Origin of the sequence: Streptomyces sp. NPDC006326 (assembly GCF_040612915.1) — a bacterium.
GTDB lineage: Bacteria > Actinomycetota > Actinomycetes > Streptomycetales > Streptomycetaceae > Streptomyces.
Map to the genome: position 1 here is coordinate 12,834 of NZ_JBEXRC010000025.1, position 19,582 is coordinate 32,415.

At 72.6% G+C, this 19,582-nt stretch carries 14 protein-coding genes; 7 read left to right on the top strand and 7 right to left on the bottom strand.

The features are described from left to right. The first annotated feature begins 167 nt into the window (after positions 1-167). Genes ABZ128_RS20235 through ABZ128_RS20245 form a run of 3 tightly spaced genes read left to right on the top strand, consistent with a single transcriptional unit; the run spans position 168 to position 3,765 of the window. The gene (locus ABZ128_RS20235) at positions 168-674 is read left to right on the top strand and encodes a PadR family transcriptional regulator (protein WP_356849982.1); all 507 of its coding nucleotides are present in this window, start codon (positions 168-170) and stop codon (positions 672-674) included. After that, positions 671-1,438 carry an ABC transporter ATP-binding protein gene (locus ABZ128_RS20240; protein ID WP_356849983.1) on the top strand — a complete coding sequence of 256 codons (768 nt, stop codon included), beginning with the start codon at positions 671-673 and terminating at the stop codon, positions 1,436-1,438. The genes ABZ128_RS20235 and ABZ128_RS20240 overlap by 4 nt, the downstream gene beginning before the upstream one ends. Before the next feature lie 2 nt (positions 1,439-1,440). After that, on the top strand, positions 1,441-3,765 hold the full coding sequence (locus ABZ128_RS20245) for an FtsX-like permease family protein (protein ID WP_356849985.1): 2,325 nt from the start codon (positions 1,441-1,443) through the stop codon (positions 3,763-3,765). A gap of 76 nt (positions 3,766-3,841) precedes the next feature. Here the strand turns inward: ABZ128_RS20245 and ABZ128_RS20250 are convergent, their stop codons facing one another. Next, positions 3,842-5,785: a S41 family peptidase gene (locus tag ABZ128_RS20250; RefSeq protein ID WP_356849986.1), complete on the bottom strand. Its 1,944-nt coding sequence runs from the start codon at positions 5,783-5,785 to the stop codon at positions 3,842-3,844. 222 nt (positions 5,786-6,007) lie between these two features. Here ABZ128_RS20250 and ABZ128_RS20255 point away from each other — a divergent pair, with 222 nt between their 5' ends. After that, the gene (locus tag ABZ128_RS20255; RefSeq protein WP_356849988.1) at positions 6,008-8,323 is read left to right on the top strand and encodes an immune inhibitor A domain-containing protein; all 2,316 of its coding nucleotides are present in this window, start codon (positions 6,008-6,010) and stop codon (positions 8,321-8,323) included. 64 nt (positions 8,324-8,387) lie between these two features. Here the strand turns inward: ABZ128_RS20255 and narI are convergent, their stop codons facing one another. The 6 genes from narI to ABZ128_RS20285 form a co-directional block, all read right to left on the bottom strand. Then, positions 8,388-9,143: a respiratory nitrate reductase subunit gamma gene (gene narI, locus ABZ128_RS20260; RefSeq protein WP_356849990.1), complete on the bottom strand. Its 756-nt coding sequence runs from the start codon at positions 9,141-9,143 to the stop codon at positions 8,388-8,390. Then, positions 9,140-9,769, bottom strand: a complete 630-nt coding sequence (narJ, locus tag ABZ128_RS20265) for a nitrate reductase molybdenum cofactor assembly chaperone (protein ID WP_356849991.1) — start codon at positions 9,767-9,769, stop codon at positions 9,140-9,142. The genes narI and narJ overlap by 4 nt, the downstream gene beginning before the upstream one ends. After that, entirely contained in the window at positions 9,766-11,409 is a 1,644-nt protein-coding gene (gene narH, locus ABZ128_RS20270; protein WP_356849993.1) for a nitrate reductase subunit beta, read from the bottom strand. The genes narJ and narH overlap by 4 nt, the downstream gene beginning before the upstream one ends. Then, complete coding sequence (locus ABZ128_RS20275; RefSeq protein WP_356849995.1) at positions 11,409-15,089, bottom strand: nitrate reductase subunit alpha; 3,681 nt, start codon at positions 15,087-15,089, stop codon at positions 11,409-11,411. The genes narH and ABZ128_RS20275 overlap by 1 nt, the downstream gene beginning before the upstream one ends. A 184-nt stretch (positions 15,090-15,273) precedes the next feature. Beyond that, a complete protein-coding gene (locus ABZ128_RS20280) occupies positions 15,274-15,552 on the bottom strand; it encodes a hypothetical protein (protein ID WP_356849996.1) in 279 nt (92 codons plus the stop codon). A gap of 16 nt (positions 15,553-15,568) precedes the next feature. Beyond that, positions 15,569-16,873 (bottom strand): ferredoxin reductase family protein, encoded by a 1,305-nt coding sequence (locus tag ABZ128_RS20285; protein ID WP_356849997.1) that lies wholly within the window; start codon positions 16,871-16,873, stop codon positions 15,569-15,571. A 484-nt stretch (positions 16,874-17,357) separates the two neighbouring features. Between ABZ128_RS20285 and ABZ128_RS20290 the strand changes: the two genes are divergently transcribed. The 3 genes from ABZ128_RS20290 to ABZ128_RS20300 all read left to right on the top strand — a co-directional run bounded on the left by ABZ128_RS20290 (position 17,358) and on the right by ABZ128_RS20300 (position 19,580). Beyond that, entirely contained in the window at positions 17,358-18,011 is a 654-nt protein-coding gene (locus ABZ128_RS20290) for a hypothetical protein (RefSeq protein ID WP_356849999.1), read from the top strand. Positions 18,012-18,078: 67 nt separating this feature from the next. Next, positions 18,079-18,576 carry a GNAT family N-acetyltransferase gene (locus tag ABZ128_RS20295; protein ID WP_356850000.1) on the top strand — a complete coding sequence of 166 codons (498 nt, stop codon included), beginning with the start codon at positions 18,079-18,081 and terminating at the stop codon, positions 18,574-18,576. Between the two features lie 62 nt (positions 18,577-18,638). After that, complete coding sequence (locus ABZ128_RS20300) at positions 18,639-19,580, top strand: NAD-dependent epimerase/dehydratase family protein (protein ID WP_356850002.1); 942 nt, start codon at positions 18,639-18,641, stop codon at positions 19,578-19,580. Positions 19,581-19,582: the final 2 nt, after the last annotated feature.

Consider the following 19,582-nt stretch of genomic DNA (forward strand, 5'->3'; position numbering starts at 1 on the left):
GGTTCCTCCCAGTGCACGATCCGGCTGCGTCGCCGACCATCGCGGCCTATATATACCCGTTAGGCATGCGCGATACTAGACGCGCAGGCAGACACGACGGAGGGCGGCGCCACTCGGTCCGCTGCCGAGTGAACGGTTGACTACGGATCGGGAAGGAGGGGGAGCGAGTGCGGCTGCCGCTCCTGGCACTCCTCACCCGTGGCCCTGCCCATGGTTACGAGCTGAAACAGGACCTTGAGAAGCTCCTGGGCGCCGCGTACCCTCAGCCCAACGTCGGCCAGATCTACGTCACCCTCGGGCGGCTGGAGAAGAGCGGTCTGATCGAAGGCGAGGACGTCGAGCAGTCGGGCCGGCCCAACAAGCGCACGTACAGGCTGACGGACGCCGGGCGCGAGGCCGTGCTGGCCTGGTTCGACGACACCGCCGAGGAGCCCCGGGTACGGGACGAGTTCTTCATGAAGCTCGCGCTCGCGCCGCAGTCGGGTCTCGCCGACCCGGTCGCGCTGATCAACAAGCAGCGGCGGCAGTACCTCAACACCATGCGGGACCTGTCGAAGCTGGCAGCAGCCGAGGACCGCGACAACAAGATCTCCCAACTGCTGATCGAAGGCGCCATGCTGCACCTGCAGGCCGACCTCGACTGGCTGGAACGCTGTCAGGAGGAGCTGGAATGAGCGACGACGCCACCGCCGCTCCTGCCGTGCCCATCGTCCGCGCCGAGGGTCTGACCAAGACGCACCACGGCGAGGGCGCGCCGGTGCCCGCCGTGCGCGGGGTGGACCTGACCGTCCGGCCGGGCGAGTTCGTGGCGGTCACCGGGCCGTCGGGAGCCGGCAAGTCCACCCTGCTGCATCTGATCGGCGGCCTCCAGCGGCCCGACAGCGGCAAACTGTGGATCGGCGGAGAACGCGTCGACGAGTACCGCGAGGCCCGCTGGGCCGTTCTCCGGCGCCGCAGCATCGGCGTCGTGTTCCAGTTCTTCAACCTGGTCTCCAACCTCACCGTCGCCGACAACGTCGAACTGCCCGCCCTGCTCGCCGGCGCCTCCCCCAAGGCCGCCCGCGCGTCCCGCGCCGAACTGCTCGCCGAACTCGGCCTCGAAGGCCGGGAGCGCTCGATGCCCGGCGAACTGTCGGGCGGGGAACAGCAGCGGGTCGCCCTCGCCCGTGCCCTGGTCAACCACCCCACGCTGCTGCTCGCCGACGAGCCGGCCGGGAGCCTCGACAGCAAGGGCACCCGGGAGGTGCTGCGGCTGCTCTCGCGGTTCCACCAGCGCGGCCAGACGATCATGATGGTCACCCATGATGCCCGGATGGCCAGCGCCGCCGACCGCGTCATCAGCTTCTTCGACGGGCGGATCGCCGACGACGCGGAGCTCGGCGGCGGGCGCGGCGGGCCGGCCGGCGGCGTGTCCGGCGTACTCGAACTGAAGGAGTGACCGTGCGGGCCACGCTGCGCTGGGCGCACGCCGACTTCCGCGCGCACCGCGGCGAAGCCCTCTTCGTCGTACTGGCCAGCGCCGGGATCATCGCCTCGCTGCTGCTCGCCGGCGCGCTGTTCAGCTACGCGGCGAACCCCTGGCAGCGGATCTTCAACCAGTCCCAGGGCGCCCACGTCTGGCTGCACACCCGCGGCGGGGCCGACATGGACGCCCTGTCCCGCCTGGACGGGGTCACCGCCCTCTCCGGGCCCTTCCGCACGGCGGCGACGACCGTCGACTCGCGCGGCGCGCGGGCCGGGGTCACGCTGCGCGCTGCCGCGGTGGTTCCCCCGGAGACCGGGCGGCCGCTCCTGACCGCGGGCAGCTGGCTGTCCCCGCCGGACGGCGGCGCCCGAGCCGGCAGCGTCGTGCTGGAAAGCTCGGTCGCACGGGCGCTGTGGGCGGAGCCGGGTGACACGGTCCGGGTCACCGGACCGGACGGCGCCGCGCACGCACTGCGGGTGGAGGGCATCGCCGAGGCGGCCGAGCCCCGCTACCAGCCGGGCGGCGCACCCGGTATCGGCTGGGTGCTCCCGGCCACGCTCGACGAGATCGCCCACGCGGACACCGGGCAGAGCGTGGGACTGCGCCTGAAGGATCCGGACGACAGCGACTTCATGGTCCAGCGCGCCGTGACCGTCCTCGGCGCCGACCGGGTGACCCAGGTCACCAAGTGGCAGCAGGCGCGGGCCGAGGCGGGCGGCGACGACCGGCTCCTCGGGCAGGTGTTCGCGGTCTTCGGGCTCGGCGCACTGCTCGCGGCGGCGCTCGCCGCGTCCGGGGCGATCGGCGCCCGCGTCCGCGGTCAGCTGAGGGACATCGCCGTCCTCAAGGCCGTCGGCTTCACCCCCGGCCAGGTGACCCGCGGCTTCCTCGTGCAGCACCTGGCCTTCGCGCTGCTCGGCGTGGCCCTCGGCACGGCGGCGATCGCCCTGCTGGGCGCCCGCATCCCCGGGCGGATCGGTGAAGCGGCGGCCGTGTGGCAGGACCTGCCCGGCCACACCGCGCTGATGGCCGGCGTTCCCTGCGGTGCCGTGCTGCTGATCGCGGCCGCCACCGGGCTCTCGGCGTGGCGGGCCGGACGGGTGGCGCCGGTGCCGGTGGCCCGGGCGGCGCTGCCGTCCGCCGCTCCGATGACCGCGCTCGGCAGGCGGGCGCTGGGGGTGCGGGTGCCCCCCGCCCTGGTTCTGGGGTGGCGCGCCGCGTTTCCCCGGCGCGGCCGGACGCTGGTGCCCGTGGTACGGCTCGCCCTGCCGCTGGTGCTCATCACGGTGGCGCTCGTCGCCTGGTCGACCCTGGACCAGTTCCGCAGCCGGCCCGCACACATGGGCCTGCCCGCGGCGCTGACCGTACGCGCCGAGCAGCCCGCCGGGCCGTCGGACGCGGAGCTGGAGAAGACCCTGCGGGCGGCGCGGGACGTCGCTGCGGTCCACCCGGGTGCGGAGATGGCGGCGCTCGTGCCGGGGCAGACCGGCACGATCACCCTGCGCGGACTGGGAACGGCCCGGGACCCGTACCCCTCCGCGGTGGTGGAAGGGCGCGCGGTCGACGGTCCGGACGAGGCCGTGGCCGGGCAGGGGCTGCTCGACCTCCTCGGGGTGCGCGTCGGCGACTGGGTGCGGATGACCGTCGAGGGACGCCCGCAGATCCTGCACCTCGTCGGCCGCACCGTCGAACCCGAGTCCGGCGGCCGCGTGATCACCACGACCATGGACGCGCTGCGGGAACGGGATCCACGGCTGCGGCCGGACTTCCATGCGCTGGTGCTGCGCAAGGGCGCGGACCCCCGGGCGGTGGGCGCCACGCTCGCCGGGGTGGCGGGGGGAACGCTGGAGATCCGGGAGACGCCCAATCCGGCCGACCGGCTGGAACCGGCCCGCGCAGTGATCGCCGCCCTGATCGCTGTCCTCGCACTGATCGGGCTGACCGAACTGCTGACGCTGATCAGCACGGGCGTACGCGACCGGGGCCGGGACCTGCTCGCGCTGAAGGCCATCGGGCTGACGCCCCGGCAGATCGGGGCGATGATCGTGACGGCCGCCGGTCTGACCGCGCTGGTCTCCGCCGTGGTGGGGACGGCGGTGGGTGCGCTGTCCGGCAGCCTGCTGGTGGACGCCCAAGGCGCTGCGAGCGGGATCGGCGCGGGAATCGCCCGCCTGCCGTCGCCACCGGTGCTGTTGACGGTGATCGTCGCGGCGGTACTGGGTGCGGTGGCGGCGGCGGTGCTTCCGGCGACCCGGACGGCGCGTCGGCGCCTGGCGGACTCGCTGAGCGAGACCCTCTGAGCCACCGGCTTCCCGCCCGTACGGGGCTGCCCGCGGCCACCGTCGGTCGCGGTGGCCGCGGGCGGGGGCCGCGGTTCTAGTGGAGCTGCTCGGTCCGGCTGGCGACGAGGCGGCCGCCCGCGAAGCCCTCCACCCGGGCGGACCGCGCGGTGGCCGCGTCGGGCACGGTGACGTCGGCCTGGCCGTCGGCGAGGTCGATCGAGGCGCGGGGCCGCTGGTCGACGTAGACGTCCAGCCGGTCGATGTTGGTGGCCTTCACCTTCAGCCGCAGGGCGCCGTCGGTGGTGTCGGTGTCCGTGATGGACACGGCGTGGGGCGTCAGGCTCTGCAGGATCCGGCCGGCCCGTTCCAACAGGTCGACGTTGTCCTTGCGGAGGTCTGCGCGCGTCATCTGGTGGAGCTCGTCGGGGGTGACACCGAGATCCTCGACGGGGGTGCCCGAGTTGTCGCGCACGCGCAGGGTCCGGCGGATCGCGACGCGCATGCCGGCCTTCTTCGGCAGCGGCAGGTACGGCGATCGCGGATCGCCCTCCATGAGGGCGGCGAGGAGCTCGTGGGTCCACACGTTGGCGCCGCCGGCGCCCGTGCACTGGTCGGTGCCGAGGACCGGGCCGATCGCGTGGTCCTGGAATCCTGCGGAGAAGATGTCGGTGGCGGAGTAGCAGCGGGCGTTGGTGACGAGCACGACCGGACCGAAGTACTGCTGGCCGATGGAGTTGGCCCCGTCCTCGGGGCTGAGCGGGAAGGCGCCGGAGTACACGGCCCCGACTTCGACGGCCTGCTCCATGGACGGCACCCACGCCCCGAGGTCGATCCGCGGGTCGTCCTGGTGCTTCCTGCAGATGCGCAGGTTGAGGGGCGTGTTGATGAACTGCACCGGCTCGGGGGTGATGTGGGCCGGGGTGAAGAGCTGCAGGGCCAGCTCGGCGGCCAGGACGAGGCCGCCGCCGTTGTCGCGGACGTCGAGGATCAGACCGGTCTCCGGCATCTCGCCGATCAGCCGCAGCAGTTCCTTCAGATACGCCTCAAGGTCGTCCACGCTGAAGGTGAAGATCCGCAGGTGGCCGAAAGTGTCCCCGCCCACCTGGACCGTCCTGGCGCGGAAGACCTCCGGCAGGCTGGTGGCGATCTCCCCGGGGCGCAGCTCGGGGGTGGGCTCGCCGGCCTCGACCGCCCTGGCCTGGGCGACGACCCGAGGGGCGAACAGCAGTACCTTGGCACGGTTGATCTCGTCGGCTTCGAGGTCGAGCCCCTGGGCCGCCGCCACACTGCTCACCGAGCCGGTGTCGGCGAAGGCGGGCAGGTTGTCGACGATCCTCCAGCTCTCGCGGAACTCCCGCTTGGTCCCGTCCGAGTCGAGGTAGCTGACCGTCACCCATTCCTCGAACGGGGGGAGGTGGATGCGCAGCGGTCGCAGGGTCAGCGACTGCACGCCGCGGCTGCGGCGGGCCTCGGGGTTGCTGCCGGCGAACCGGGCGGCGTTCAGGTCGACGGCGTCGGCGATCGGGATGCCGCTCCAGTGGGTGATCTCGACGCCCGGGCCGAATCCCGGTGCGGAGAAGCCCTCGGCCACGTGCGTGACCATGAAGTGGGCGCCCTGCTGGTCGGTGTACCGCTCCACGAGGAACGGCAGGAAGGCGATCTTGCCGGCGAAGGGCAGGGGGAGCAGGTAGTTGGTGTGCAGGTCCCTGACCGAGTGGAAGATCTCCGACATCTCGGAGTGGAACATCCACTCCGGCGGCATGGTCTGCGGGGTCTGCCGCTCCAGGCGGTGGATCAGCAGCCTCAGCCGCTGGATCGGGTTGACGGCGTGCATCGCGGACTTGAGCGGCAGGTGGACGTAGTTCTGCTCCAGCAGGACCAGCGCCTGGGCGGCGATGAGCCGGCGCTCGTCCAGCGTCAGCGTGCCGGCTCCGCGCAGGAAGGTGGCCAGGTCGGTGGAGGCCGCCAGATGCTCGCGCACCGGTTCGGCCGCCTTGGGGACGAAGTCCGGGATGCTCCTGTCGGCTGGGGCGGTCATCGCGACTCCTGAGGGTGGGGCGGATCCGGGGGCTGTCGCCGTCAGTTATCGGGCGGCTCACCCGCCGCGATGAGTCGCGCACGGGTTCTTCCCCCGAACGAGTGCGCTCACGGATCACCCTGGACGGCCCGCTCCAGCCTCTATCCATCACCTGTGACATGTGAAATATTACCTGCGCTCCACTCCACTCCCCCGTCCCAACGCACCGGAAGGTACGCCACGTTGCGCAGACTCGCTGTGGTGGGAGCGGCGATATCCCTCGCCCTCCTCGCCACCCCCGCGCTCGCCGCCACCGCGCCCCCGTCCCCTCCCCCGGGCGCACAGCAGCAGCCCGAAGAGGCCGTCGCCCCGCCGCCCGCGCCCCTGGAACTCCAGCGCCAGGCCCTGCGGCGCCAGGCTCTGGAAGGCGTCGCCGCCGGCGGCCCGGCCGCCGCCCTCAAGGCCGAGGCCGACGGCACGCTCCCGCGCCAGGCCAAGGTCGGCAAGCGGTACGTCGAACTCGCCCAGGAACGCAAGGACAAGGTCTTCGTGATCCTCGCCGAGTTCGGGGACCAGGTGGACAACACCACCGAGTTCGAGGGCAAGCCCCGCTTCGGCGGCACCCCCGGCCCGCGCCACAACACCATCGGCAAGCCGGCCGCGAGCGACAACCACACGCTGTGGCGCAAGGACTTCGACCGGTCCTTCTACGAGAAGCAGTTCTTCTCCACCGACCCCGAGTCCGCGTCCATGCGGGCCTACTACCGGCTCCAGTCCTCCGGCCGCTACGACATGGACGGCACGGTGTCGGACTGGGTCAAGCTGCCCTGGAACGAGGCCCGTTACGGCACCGACAACTGCTCCGAGCCCGGCCAGTGCCGCACCAACTGGGACCTGATCCGGGACGCCACCGCCGCCTGGTACGGCGCCGAGCGCGCGAAGGGCCGTACGCCCGAGCAGATCAAGGCGCAGCTCGCCGAGTACGACGTGTGGGACCGCTACGACGCGGACCACGACGGGAACTTCGACGAACCGGACGGCTACCTCGACCACCTCGTCGTCGTGCACGCCGGCAAGGACCAGACCTGGGGCGGCGGAGCCCAGGGCAAGGACGCCGTCTGGGCGCACCGGTGGTTCGCGTACTGGAACCAGGCCGGCAGCGCGGGGCCCGAGGGCAACAAGGCGGGCGGCACGCCGATCGGCGACTCCGGCATCTGGGCCGGCGACTACCTGACCGGCGGCGAGAACAGCGGGGCGGGCCTGTTCGCCCACGAGTTCGGCCACGACCTGGGCCTCCCCGACCTGTACAGCTCGGACGGCGACAACAGCGTCAACTTCTGGTCGCTGATGTCCTCCGGCTCGTACCTCGGCAAGGGCCGGGGCACCACCGGCGCATGGCCGGGCGACCTCGACCCGTGGAGCAAGCTTCAGCTCGGCTGGCTGGAGTACACGGAGGCCGACGCGGGCCGCAGGACGCGTGCGGTCCTGGGCGTCTCGGGTTACAACACCGAGGATCCGCAGGCCCTGTTGGTGCACCTGCCGCCCTCGCAGACCCGGACCGAGCTGACCGACCCGTACGAGGGCGCCAGCCAGTGGTGGAGCGGCACCGGGGACTACATGGACAACACCCTCGGGCGGACGGTCGACCTCACCGGATCGGCGGGGCCCGCCCGGCTGGACGCCAGGGTCTGGTATGACATCGAGCAGGACTTCGACTTCCTGACGGTGGAGGCCTCCACGGACGGCGGTACGACCTGGACTGCGCTCCCCGGTACCGTCGGCGGCAGTGCCGTTCCGGCGAAGGGCGTGTCCGGTACCTCCGCGGGCTGGACGGAACTCGGTGTGCCGCTGGACGCCTTCGCCGGCCGGAGCTTCCAGCTGCGCCTGCGCGTCACGTCCGACGGCAACACCCACGGCAGGGGCGTCACGTTCGACGACATCCGGATCACCGCGGGCGGACACGAGCTGCTGCGCGACGGGGCGGAGCAGGGGGCGAACGGCTGGAGCGCGGTCAAGTGGTCGCGAACGGAGGGCCGTACGGGCAGCGAGCAGCACCCGCGCGCGTACCTGGTCGAGAACCGGCGCTACACCGGCTACGGCGCCCAGCTCAAGACGGGCCCGTACAACTTCGGCTTCACCGGCGACCAGGTGGAGTTCTACCCGTACCAGCAGGGTGTGCTGATCTGGCTGTGGGACACGGCCTACAGCGACAACACCACCAAGGCACACCCGGGCGGCGGTCTGCTGCTGCCGGTCGACGCCCGGCCCGATCCGCTGCGGAACGCGGACGGCTCGCTCCTCAACGCCCGGGCGCAGACCTTCGACGCGCCGTTCTCGCTGCGGGCGAGCGAGCGGATCGTGCTGCACAAGGCGGGCACGCCGACCGTGGTCCCCTCCCGCCCGGGGGTGTCCGTCTTCGACGACCACCGGGGCTCGTACTGGAACGCGGAGCTGCCGCAGGTGGGGGTCAAGGTGCCGGACACCGGGACCCGTATCGCGGTGGTGAAGGAGGCGGCGGGCGGCGCCCTCACCACGGTCCAGGTGAGCCCGTCCCCTTGATCGCCGCGCACCGGTGCCACTGAGCGGACCGCCCTCCCGGGTCGGGGGGCGGTCCGCTGCGGCCTCACACGTCGTGCCCCGTGGTCCGCGCCGGTCGCTTCGCGGAGCCGCCGCCTGCCCGGCCCGCGGCGTGGCCGGAGTGGACCGAGCGGGAACGGTAGACGATGTACGGGCGCGCCACGTAGCCGAGCGGCGCGGTGAAGGCGTGGACGAGCCGGCTGAAGGGCCACAGGGCGAACAGGGACATGGCGAGGAACGCGTGGACCTGGTACGGCAGCGGGGCCTGGGCCATGGCGGGGACGTCGGGATCCAGGGCGAGCACCGAGCGGAACCAGACGGAGACGCCGAGGCGGTAGTCGTACGGATGCGGGACCAGCGTGGTGGCGGTGGCCGTGAGGCCGGCCAGCAGGACGGCGACCAGCACGGGGTAGACGGCGCGGTCGCTCCTGCTGGTCCCGACCCGCACGGCGGGCACCCGCAGGCGCCGGTACAGCAGGACCGCCAGACCGGTGACGGTGGCCAGACCGGCCGCCCCGCCGACGAAGAGGGCGTTGAGGTGGTAGACCGGTTCTCGGATGTGCAGGCGCTCGGTCAGCGATTCCGGCACGAGCAGTCCCACGACGTGCCCCGCGGCCACGAACAGCAGGCCGTAGTGGAAGAGCGGGCCGCCGATGCTCAGCAGCCGGTGCTCGTGCAGCTGACTGGAGCGGGTGGTGAAGCCGAACCGGTCGTAGTGGTAGCGCCAGGCGCTGCCCGCGACGAGCACGACGGCCACGAGGTAGGGCAGCACGCCCCACAGGGCGATGTGTACGTGGTTCATCGTCGGGTCTCCTCGACGGTGGCTGCGTCCGGGCGCAGGGTGGGGAAGGGCAGCAGGCCCACGGTTTCGGTGGGCGGGCCGCTGCGCGCGAGCCGCAGGGCGGCTGCGCGGTCGGCCGGTGAGGCGCCGGGCAGGGTGCGGCACACCGCCTCCAGGACGTCGGCGTACGGGCTCCCGTGGTCGGCGAGTGCCATGCGCAGCAGTTCCAGGGCCGCGCGGTGCTCCTGGAGCGCCGTACGGCCCGGGCCCGGGCAGCGGGCGGCGAACTCCAGGGCCAGCGGCAGGAAGTCGGGCAGTTCGTCCGCCGGTGGCTGCCAGCCGTGGCGGTGGTAGAGGTGCTTCCAGCGCAGCAGTGCCTCGCCACGGCGGCGGGTGTCGCCGTCGGTCCAGTAGGTGAGGTGCAGGGTACGGCGGCGGCTGCGGTCGAAGGTGTCCACGTAGCGCGCGGACAGCTCCAGCTGCGGTACGCCGGCGACGGCGGCACAGAAGCGCAGCAGCAGCGCGGCCTCGTCGCCGCCGAGCGGGCCCAGGCCGCCGCTCACGAGGTCGAGGCGCTGCGGCCAGTCCCCGTCGGGATGCGACAGCAGCAGGGAGGCGGCCTGGTGGAGGGCGGCGGTGCGGCTCACGGCTGCTCCCGCCGGGGGAAGAGGCCGGTGGGACTGCCCTGGCCGTTCCAGTTGAGGAGGTTGACGCGGCCGCCGAGGGGTCCGGTCGGTCCGGTGGCCCCGGGCCCCGGACCGGCTGCGGGGCCGGCGAGCGCGGCGTGGAAGGTGTCGGCCGTGTACATCCCCGGGCCGCCCTCGCCGTCGAGGCTGCACCCGGCGCCGGCGCCGGTGTGCTCGGAGTCCCGGACGGTGTACCCGGTGGGGATGACGTAGCGGTCCTCGTACTTGGCCACGGCCAGCAGGCGGTACATGGCCTCGATGCCCTCGGCGTCCATGCCGACCGATCCGGCGATGGCGGGGTCCTGTTCCTCGCCGAGGTTGATCCGCCGCATGTGCGCCCGCATCGCGGCCAGGCGGCACAGGGCCGCCTCCACCGGGGCGGCGTCGCCCGCGGTGAACAGCTCGGCCAGGTAGCCGACGGGGATCCGCATCGAGTCGATGGCGGCGAAGAGCGTCGCCGGGTCCTCGCCGTCGTGCCCCGTGGCCGTCAGCGAGTCCACGATGGGGGACAGCGGAGGGATGTACCAGACCATCGGCAGGGTGCGGTACTCCGGGTGCAGCGGGAGCGCCACCCGGTACTCGCTGACGAGCGCGCGTACGGGAGAGCGGCGGGCGGCGGTGATCCAGTCGTGCGGGATGCCGGCCTCCTCCGCCGCGAGCTGCACGGCGGGGTCCTCGGGATCCAGGAAGCAGTCGAGCTGCGCCTCGTACAGGTCCTTCTCGTCGGGGGTGGCGGCGGCGGGGCCGACCCGGTCGGCGTCGTAGAGGACGACGCCGAGGTAGCGCAGGCGGCCGACGCAGGTCTCGGAGCACACGGTCGGCTGGCCCGCTTCGATGCGCGGGTAGCACAGGGTGCACTTCTCGGCCTTGCCGGTGCGGTGGTTGAAGTACACCTTCTTGTACGGGCATCCGGTCACGCACATGCGCCAGCCGCGGCAGCGGTCCTGGTCGACGAGGACGATGCCGTCCTCGATGCGCTTGTACATCGCCCCGGACGGGCACACGGCCACGCACGACGGGTTGAGGCAGTGCTCGCAGATCCGCGGCAGGTGGAACATGAACGCCTGCTCGTACTCCAGGCGGACCCGTTCGTTCATCTTCTGCAGCACCGGGTCCCCGGCCAGGTGCTCGGGTCCGCCGCCCAGGTCGTCGTCCCAGTTGGGCCCCCACGTCACCTCGGTGGGACGTCCGTCGATCAGGGAGCGGGGGGCGGCCGTGGGCACGTCGTCGCCGAGCGGGGCGTTGACCAGGTTCTCGTAGTCGTAGGTCCACGGCTCGTAGTAGTCGGCCAGGGAGGGCAGGTGGGGATTGGCGAAGAGGGTGGCGAGGCGGCGGGCCCGGCCGCCGCTGCGCGGCACCAGGCGGCCCCGCTTGAGCTGCCAGCCGCCCCGCCACTTCTCCTGGTCCTCGTAGGAGCGGGGGTACCCCTGTCCCGGGCGGGTCTCGACGTTGTTGAACCACATGTACTCGCTGCCCGACCGGTTGGTCCAGGTCTGCTTGCAGGTGACGGAGCAGGTGTGGCAGCCGATGCACTTGTCGAGGTTCATGACCATCGCCACCTGGGCCATCACCCGTCCGATGGGCGCTTCGCTTCGGGGCATCAGTACGTGACCTCCTGGGAGCGGCGCCGGATGACGGTGACCGCGTCGCGCTGGTTTCCGGTGGGGCCGTAGTAGTTGGGGGCGAAGCAGAGCTGGGCGTGGCCGCCGATCAGGTGGGTCGGCTTGATCAGCAGGCGGGTGAGGGCGTTGTGGACGCCGCCGCGCCGTCCCGTGGTCTCGGACAGGGGCACGTTCACCAAACGTTCCTGCACGTGGTACATGAAGACCGTGCCGGGCGGCATGCGGTGGGAGACGACGGCGCGGGCGACGACCACGCCGTTGGCGTTGACCGCCTCGATCCAGTCGTTGTCCGCGGCGCCGACGGCCGCGGCGTCCTCGACGCTGAGCCAGATGACCGGGCCGCCCCGGGCCAGGGTCTGCATGAGCAGGTTCTCCTGGTATTCGGAGTGGATGGACCACTTCGAGTGCGGGGTGAGGTACCGCACCGTCACCGACCGCCGGCCGTCCTCCGCGTCGCGGCGCGGGTCCCCGCCCAGGGCGGCGAGGTCCAGCGGGGGCCGGTAGACGGGCAGTTGCTCGCCGTACTCGGCGATCCACTCGTGGTCGAGGTAGAAGTGCTGGCGGCCGGTGAGGGTGTGCCAGGGCTTGCGGTGCTCGGTGTTGATGGTGAAGGGCGCGTAGCGGCGGTCCGCACCTTCCTTGCCGGACCATTCGAAGCTGGCGCCGACCTGAACCGGGCGGGCCTGGGTGTCGGAGAAGACGATGCGCCGCTCGGCGACGGCGGCGGCCAGGTCCGCCAGGCCGCTCGCCGCTCCGCAGCGTACGGCCAGGTCGCGGAAGCCTTCGGCGGCGATGCGGCCGTTGGTCGTGCCCGACAGGGCGAGGATGGCCTCGCACATCTTGACGTCCGTGTCGAGCAGCGGCCGTCCGCGGGCGGCGCCTTCGCGGGCCGTGCCGCAGCGTTCGGCGAGCCAGTGGGACTCCGCGTTGGTGTGCACGGTGGTGCCGCGCACCTGCATGCCGTGTTCGTCGGGAAGCGGCCCGAAGGCCGCGAGCTGGTCGGCGAGCGCGGTGTAGTCGCGTTTGACGAGGGTGTACCGGGGCCGGGTGGGGCCCTCGGCCGGCGCCTCGTCCGGTGTGTCGTGCTGGAGCGCGGTGGCGACCAGGTCCCAGGAGTCCTCCAGGCGGCCCCGGGCGAGTTCGCCGACCTTCGCGGCCAGGTCGTGGAAGATCTCGAAGTCGGTGCGGGCCTGCCACGGCGGGTTGATCGCCGGCGAGAAGGCGTGCACGAAGGGGTGCATGTCCGTGCTGGACAGGTCGTGCTTCTCGTACCAGGTCGCGGCGGGCAGCACGAGGTCGGCGAAGAGGGTGGTGGAGGTCATCCGGAAGTCGAGCGCGAGGAGCAGGTCCAGCTTGCCGCGCGGCGCCTCGTGCTGCCAGGCCACCTCCCGCGGCCGGTGCTCCTCGGGGGCCTCCGCGGCAGAGGCGTTGTCGGAGGCGCCCAGCAGGTGCCGCAGGAAGTACTCGTTGCCCTTGGCGGAGGAGCCGATCAGGTTGGCCCGCCACACCGTCAGTACGCGCGGCCAGTTCGCGGGATCGTCGGGGTCCTCGCAGGCGAAGGAGATCCGGCCCGCCTCCAGCTGCTGCTCCACCCAGGCCGCCGGTTCCCTCCAGGACGCGTGGGCCTGCCGGCCCAGTTCCAGGGGGTTGGCCGAGAACGTGGGGTAGGACGGCATCCACCCCTGGCGCACCGACCGCGCCACGAGGTCTGCGGTGTGGGCGCCGGCGAAGGTGCCGCGGGCCGTCGGCGCGGTCAGGGCGTCGGCGGCGAACCCCTCGTAGCGCCACTGGTCGGTGTGCAGGTACCAGTACGGAGTGCCCGCCATCTGCCGGGAGGGGCGGACCCAGTCGGACGCGGTGGCGAGCTGCTGCCAGCCGGCGTACGGCCGCACCTTCTCCTGGCCCACGTAGTGGGCCCAGCCGCCACCGTTCACGCCCTGGCAGCCGGTGAGCAGCAGGAGGGAGAGGAAGGAGCGGTAGATCGTGTCCGAATGGAACCAGTGGTTGGTGCCGGCGCCCATCACGATCATGCAGCGGCCGCGGGTCTGTTCGGCGGTGCGCGCGAACTCGCGGGCGGCGCGGACCACGGCGGCGGCGGGCACGGAGGTGATCTCCTCCTGCCAGGCGGGGGTGCACGGCACCGAGGCGTCCTCGTACGCTGCCGGCCACTCCCCGTCGAGCCCGCTGCGGGCCACCCCGTACTGGGCGAGCATCAGGTCGAACACCGTGGTGACCAGGCGGTCGCCGAGGCGCTGCACGGGGACGCTGCGCACGAGCTCCTCGCCCGCCCCCGCCCCGTCGAAGCGGGGCAGGACGACCGCGGCGCTGGGCCCGTCCTCGCCGTCGTAGAGGCTCAGGCGCGGGTCGATGTCCCCGAGGTCCAGGTTCCAGCGGCCCTCGCTGAACTTGGACCAGCGGTCGCCCAGGGTGCCGTTCGGGACGACCGGCGCACCGGTGACGGCGTCCATCAGGACCGGCATCCAGCGGCGCGTCGCCTCGTCCTGCACGTCGTGCGGGAGGCGCAGGCCGGCGGCGGTCACGAAGCGGCCGGGCACGTGCCGCCCGGACTCGCGCTCCTCCAGCTCCACGAGGAACGGCAGGTCCGTGAACCGCTGGGCGTAGTGGGTGAAGTACGCAACCTGCCGGTCGACGAAGCACTCCTTGAGGATGACGTGCCCCATGGCCATGGCCACGGCTCCGTCGGTTCCCGGGTGCGGGTGGAGCCACTCGTCGGCGAACTTGGTGGCATCCGCGTAGTCCGGCGAGACCACCACGACCTTCTGGCCGCGGTAGCGCGCCTCGGTCATCCAGTGGGCGTCGGGGGTACGGGTGACGGGGACGTTGGACCCCCACAGCATCAGGTAGGCGGCGTCCCACCAGTCCCCGGACTCCGGTACGTCGGTCTGGTCGCCGAAGACCTGCGGCGAGGCGACCGGCAGGTCCGCGTACCAGTCGTAGAACGACAGCATGGGCGCGCCGATCAGCGCGTGGAAGCGGGCCCCGACGGCCTGTGAGGCCATCGACATGGCCGGGATCGGGGAGAATCCCGCGATCCGGTCGGGGCCGTGCTCGCGCAGGGTGTGCACGTGCGCGGCGGCCGCGATCTCCAGGGCCTCCTCCCAGCCGATGCGGACCAGGCCGCCCCTGCCGCGGGCCGCCTGGTAGCGCCGCCGCTTGTCCGGATCGGAGGTCACCTCCGCCCAGGCGGCGACCGGGTCCCCTCCCAGACGCTGTTTCGCCTCGCGGAACATCTCCACCAGCACTCCCCGGGCGTGCGGGTAGCGCACGCGCGTGGGCGAGTACGTGTACCAGGAGAACGAGGCTCCGCGGGGACAGCCGCGCGGCTCGTACTCCGGCCGGTCCGGGCCCGTGGAGGGGTAGTCGGTCGCCTGCGTCTCCCAGGTGATCAGGCCGTCCTTGACGTACACCTGCCACGAGCAGGAGCCGGTGCAGTTCACCCCGTGCGTGGAGCGCACCACCTTGTCGTGGGCCCAGCGCTCGCGGTACGGGGTGTCGTTGACCTCCTGGTCGGCCCGGAACACCGTCCGGCCGTCCGCCGTTCCGGGCGCCCGGCTGAGCAGCCGCCCGGCCTGCAGCAGCCGGTCCGCGATGGCGTCCGCTGCCCGTTCTGTCGTGGCCCTGCCCCTGCCGCGCTTCACGTGGTGGCCCCTTCCGGGAGACGGGCGCAGCCGTCCCGATGCGGGGGCCGGCTCACCGTGGGTGGTCGTGCCCCAGGCTGCCCCGGCGGGCGTTTGTGACGCGGATCACCCTTCCGCGGGTTGAATGTATCGAGAACGGATCTTGGTGAGCTCTTGGCTCACGGGTGGCGCCGCGGGCCGGCCCTCAGCGCCGGGACTGCAGGTGGGGCTGTCCTCCCGGGTCCGGCGCGGCGGGGTCGACGGTCACCGTGATGGCCGTTGCGCCCAGCACGCTGACCAGCGCGAGCCCGGCGAGGAGCCCTCGGGAGCGGGAGGACTTGCGGTGCCGGGCGGGGGCGCGCCGGCCCCGCGGGGGCGGCCCGGCGGCCGGCGCGGGCGAAGCGGTCGGGAGCTGCTGCGTTCCGGAGCGCGGGGCGGTCTCGGCCCGGGGGGCGGGAGCCCGGGGTGCGGAGTACTGGTTCATCGGAAGCTCGGGGTCCTCAGTAGGTGAAGCACTCGGTGTGGATGCGACCGGAGGGGACGCCCGCCCGGACCAGTGCGGCAGTCGTCGCATCGGCCATTCCGGGCGGCCCGCAGAGGTAGACGTCGTGGTCGGTCAGGTCGGGGACGAGCGCCCGCAGGGCCTGGGGGGCGAGCGGGTCGTACGCGGCGTCGGAGCGCCCCACCAGGTAGTGCAGAGCGGCCTGGCGGTCTGCCGCAATCGCCTCCAGCTCATCGCGCAGGACCAGCTGACCGGCGTCGCCCGCGCGGTAGAGCAGGGTGAGGTCTCCGGGGCCCGCGGGCAGGGATTCGAAGAGGGCGCGCATCGGGGTGATCCCGATGCCGCCGGCGATCAGCAGCACCTTCGGGCGGGTGCGCCGCCGCCCGGTGAGTGCGCCGAACGGGCCGGTCGCCAGGACTCTGGTGCCGGGCCGCAGGCCGCGGACCCGCCGGGTGTGCCCGCCGAGGGCCTTCACGGTGATGCGGAGGCGGTCGTCGCGGACGGGCGCGGAGAGGGAGAACGGCAGGGCGGTGTGCCACAGGCCGCCCCTCAGGAACCGCCACCGGAAGAACTGGCCCGGCTCCGCCTGGAGTTCGCGGAGCCTGCCGCCCTCGATCGTGACGGAGACGACGTCGGGTCCCTCCCGCTCGACGGTGGCGACGCGCAGCCCGTGCCGCAGCGCCTGGCGGACCGGCACGATCCCGCGGTACCAGGCGAGCAGTACGCCGACGACGGTGTGCAGCAGGGCCCAGAACCAGGTGGTGAGGCCCGTGACGCAGACGTCGGGGCCGGCGAGCTGGTGGACGAAGCCGAGCGCGGCGGCGAGGTACGTGAGCAGGTGGATGCCGCGCCACGCCTCGTGCGAGACCCGGCGGCGCACGGCCCGGGCGGAGACCAGCCCCACGCCCGCCAGCAGGGCGGCTGCGGCGTACGCGGCGGTGACGGCCGGGTAGCGCAACAGGGCCCCGGTGGCGGTCAGCAGGTCGGTCCCGGTGCGCAGGGCGTACACCAGGAGGGCGAACAGCCCGTGGGCGGCGCACAGGACCAGGACCCACCGGCCGCCGAAGGCGTGCCAGCGGGCGAGGCGGTCGGCGCCCACGCCGTGCTCGACCGCCGGTACGCGTGCCATGAGGAAGAGCATGACGAGGATCCCGTAACCGGCGAGCAGCCCGGTGAGGTGCGCGGCCGCGCCGATCAGCTCGTCGGGCCGGGCAGACGGGTGCACCTGGGCGGCCCACAGCGCGATGACGGCGGCCGCTCCGGCGGCCAGGGCGGCGCGCAGGCGCTGGGGCGGTGTCTTCATCTGCGGCATGCCGTGCGGGGAGTGCGCGGGAGCGTCATGCCAAGTCCCTTTCACTCGGTGATCGTCGTTCTCCCCTGCCTGCCGTTCCGGCGCAGCACCGGGGACGACCCGCAAGGGACATAGCAGCGGCAACTATGTGCAAATTCGTTCGCCCCGGGCAATGACGAGGAACGCAGAATGACTTCCGTCACGCGCGACGGTTTGCGCTATATGTCCGTACACGTGGCATATGGACGGGCCCTGGGAACTCGTCGACGGTCCCCTGCCCGCGCGCTTTCGGCTTTGCATTCCTGCAGGACAGAGGCGCGGGAACGGGCCGCCTAGCACGCCCGGGGTGCTCGCTTGGAGAAGTCTTTACGCTTCCGCTGGACGGTCCGGTCCCGGCCGTCCGTCCGTCGGCAGCGCGTGGGCCCCAGGACGGACCCGCCGCCGTGACGGTGGCGCCTGGGATGCGGCGGTCCACCGCTGATCGCAGCATGGAGGAGTGACCGTGCGGGCGGCGCTGCCGCCGGCGAGCACCTTCCTGGCGGAGGCGATGATGGCCGAGCCCGAAACAACCAAGACCGCCCACCGCGGCACCGGTGTCTTCTTCGGCTTCCTGCCGTGGATCATCTTCGACGTCGTGGCCGGCCCCAGCACGTGGCAGCTCGCCGCCTTCACCGCGCTCGTCGCCGCGGTCCTGCTCGGCGTCCCGGAATTCCGGCGGGGCAACGCCCGCGTCCTGGAGGTCACCGGGCTCGTCTTCTTCGCCGTGGTCAGCATCCTCTCCCTGGTCCTCGACCGCAACGACCTCCTCTGGCTGGAGACCTACGCACAGCCGCTGTCGAACGGCATCATCGCCGTGGTGGCCCTCGGCTCGCTGGCCTTCACGCCGTTCACGGAGAGCTATGCCCGGGAGTCCGTACCCCCCGAATTCTGGAACTCCCCCCTCTTCAAGCACACCAATCGCGTGCTGACCGCGGTGTGGGGCGGCGTGTTCGTCGCCAATACGCTCCTGGGGCTGCTCGCCGTCCACACCCGCCTCAGCGGGGACTGGCTCAACTGGGTCATCCCGGTGCTCCTGATCGTGTTCGCCGTCAAGTTCACGTCGTGGTACCCCGGTCGGGCCCGCGAACGGACCGCCCATCGCGTGCGATGAGGGAAGCGTCCCCCGGTTCGGCTCGTGAACCGGAAGGATTTCAGGGCGTCTTGGCTAGGATGAGCGGATGATCGAAATTCGTCGCGCCGCCCCCGGGGACGGGGAGGCGCTGGGTGAGATCCACGCCGCGGCCTGGGAAGCGGCCTACGCTCCCTTCTTCGAGCCGTCGTTCGCCGCGCGTGCCGTCCGGAGCAGGCGCACCCGGTGGCACGAGCGGATCACGGACGGGCCGACGACGATCCTGCTCGCCCTCCTCGACGGCCGCCCCGGCGCACTGTCCTTCTTCGGCCCGTCCGAGACCCGGCCGCAACTCGCGGAGATCCACAGCTTCTACGCCCATCCGGACAGCTGGGGCAGCGGGATCGCCTCCGCGTTGATGGCCGAGGTGCTGCGCTGCATGGGCGAGGACGGATTCGCCCGGACGCACCTCTGGACACTGCGCAACACCCCCCGTTCCCGCCGCTTCTACACCAAGTGCGGCTTCGCCGAGTGCGGCACCACACGCGCCTTCGATTTCGGCGACGGCAAGCCCCTCGAACAGGTGGAGTACGAGCGGGCCCTGTGACGCGGCCCTGACGGATCGCGGCCGGCATCAGCGCACCAACGTGCGCACGTTAGTGTTCGCGCGTGAGTCTTTATGTCGTGATGGGATTCGGGCCCGCCGGGGCGGCCACCGCCCGGCTGCTGGCCGGGCAGGGGCACTCCGTACGGGTCGTCACCAGGTCGGGCCGGAACCCGGAGCCCGGTATCGAGCACGTCGTGCTGGACGCGATGGACGGCGAGCAGCTGACCGAGGTGACGCGGGGTGCGGCCGCGATCTTCAGCTGTGCCGCCCCGCCCTACCCCCGCTGGACGAGGGACTGGCCGCCGCTTGCCTCCGCGGCCTGTACGGCGGCCGAGGCTACCGGGGCCGTCCTGGTCATGCTGGGCAACCTCTACGGCTACGGACCGGTGGACGGCCCCATGACCGAGAAGCTGCCGCTCGCCGCGACCGGCCCCAAGGGGAGGGTGCGCGCGCAGGTGTGGGAGCAGGCGCAGGAGCTGCACGAGCAGGGTCGTGTCAAGGCGGTCGAGGTGCGGGCCTCGGACTTCTTCGGGCCCGGCGTGACCGACGGCGGGCACCTGGCCGCGCGGGTCATGCCACGGCTGCTGCGCGGCAAGCCGGTCTCCACCCTGGGGGATCCGGACGCTCCGCACAGCTGGACCTATCTCCCCGACGTGGCCGGGGCGCTGGTCGAGGTCGCGGGTGAGGAGCGGGCGTGGGGCCATGCCTGGCACGTCCCCACGGAGCCGGCCCTGTCCACCCGGGAGATGGTCGACCGCCTCGCCGCCCGGGCGGGGACGGGGCCGGTCGCGGTGCGCGGACTCCCGCCGGCCGTGCTGGGCGCGGCGTCGGTCTTCTCCCCGCTGATCCGCGAACTGAAGGAGGTCCGCTACCAGTTCGACCGTCCGTTCGTGGTCGATTCCAGCGCCTACGAGGCTGCGTTCGCCCTGCGGGCCACCCCCGTCGACGAGCAGATCCGGGCCACGGTGGACTGGTGGCGTGAGCGACTGGCCAGCACGGGCTGACG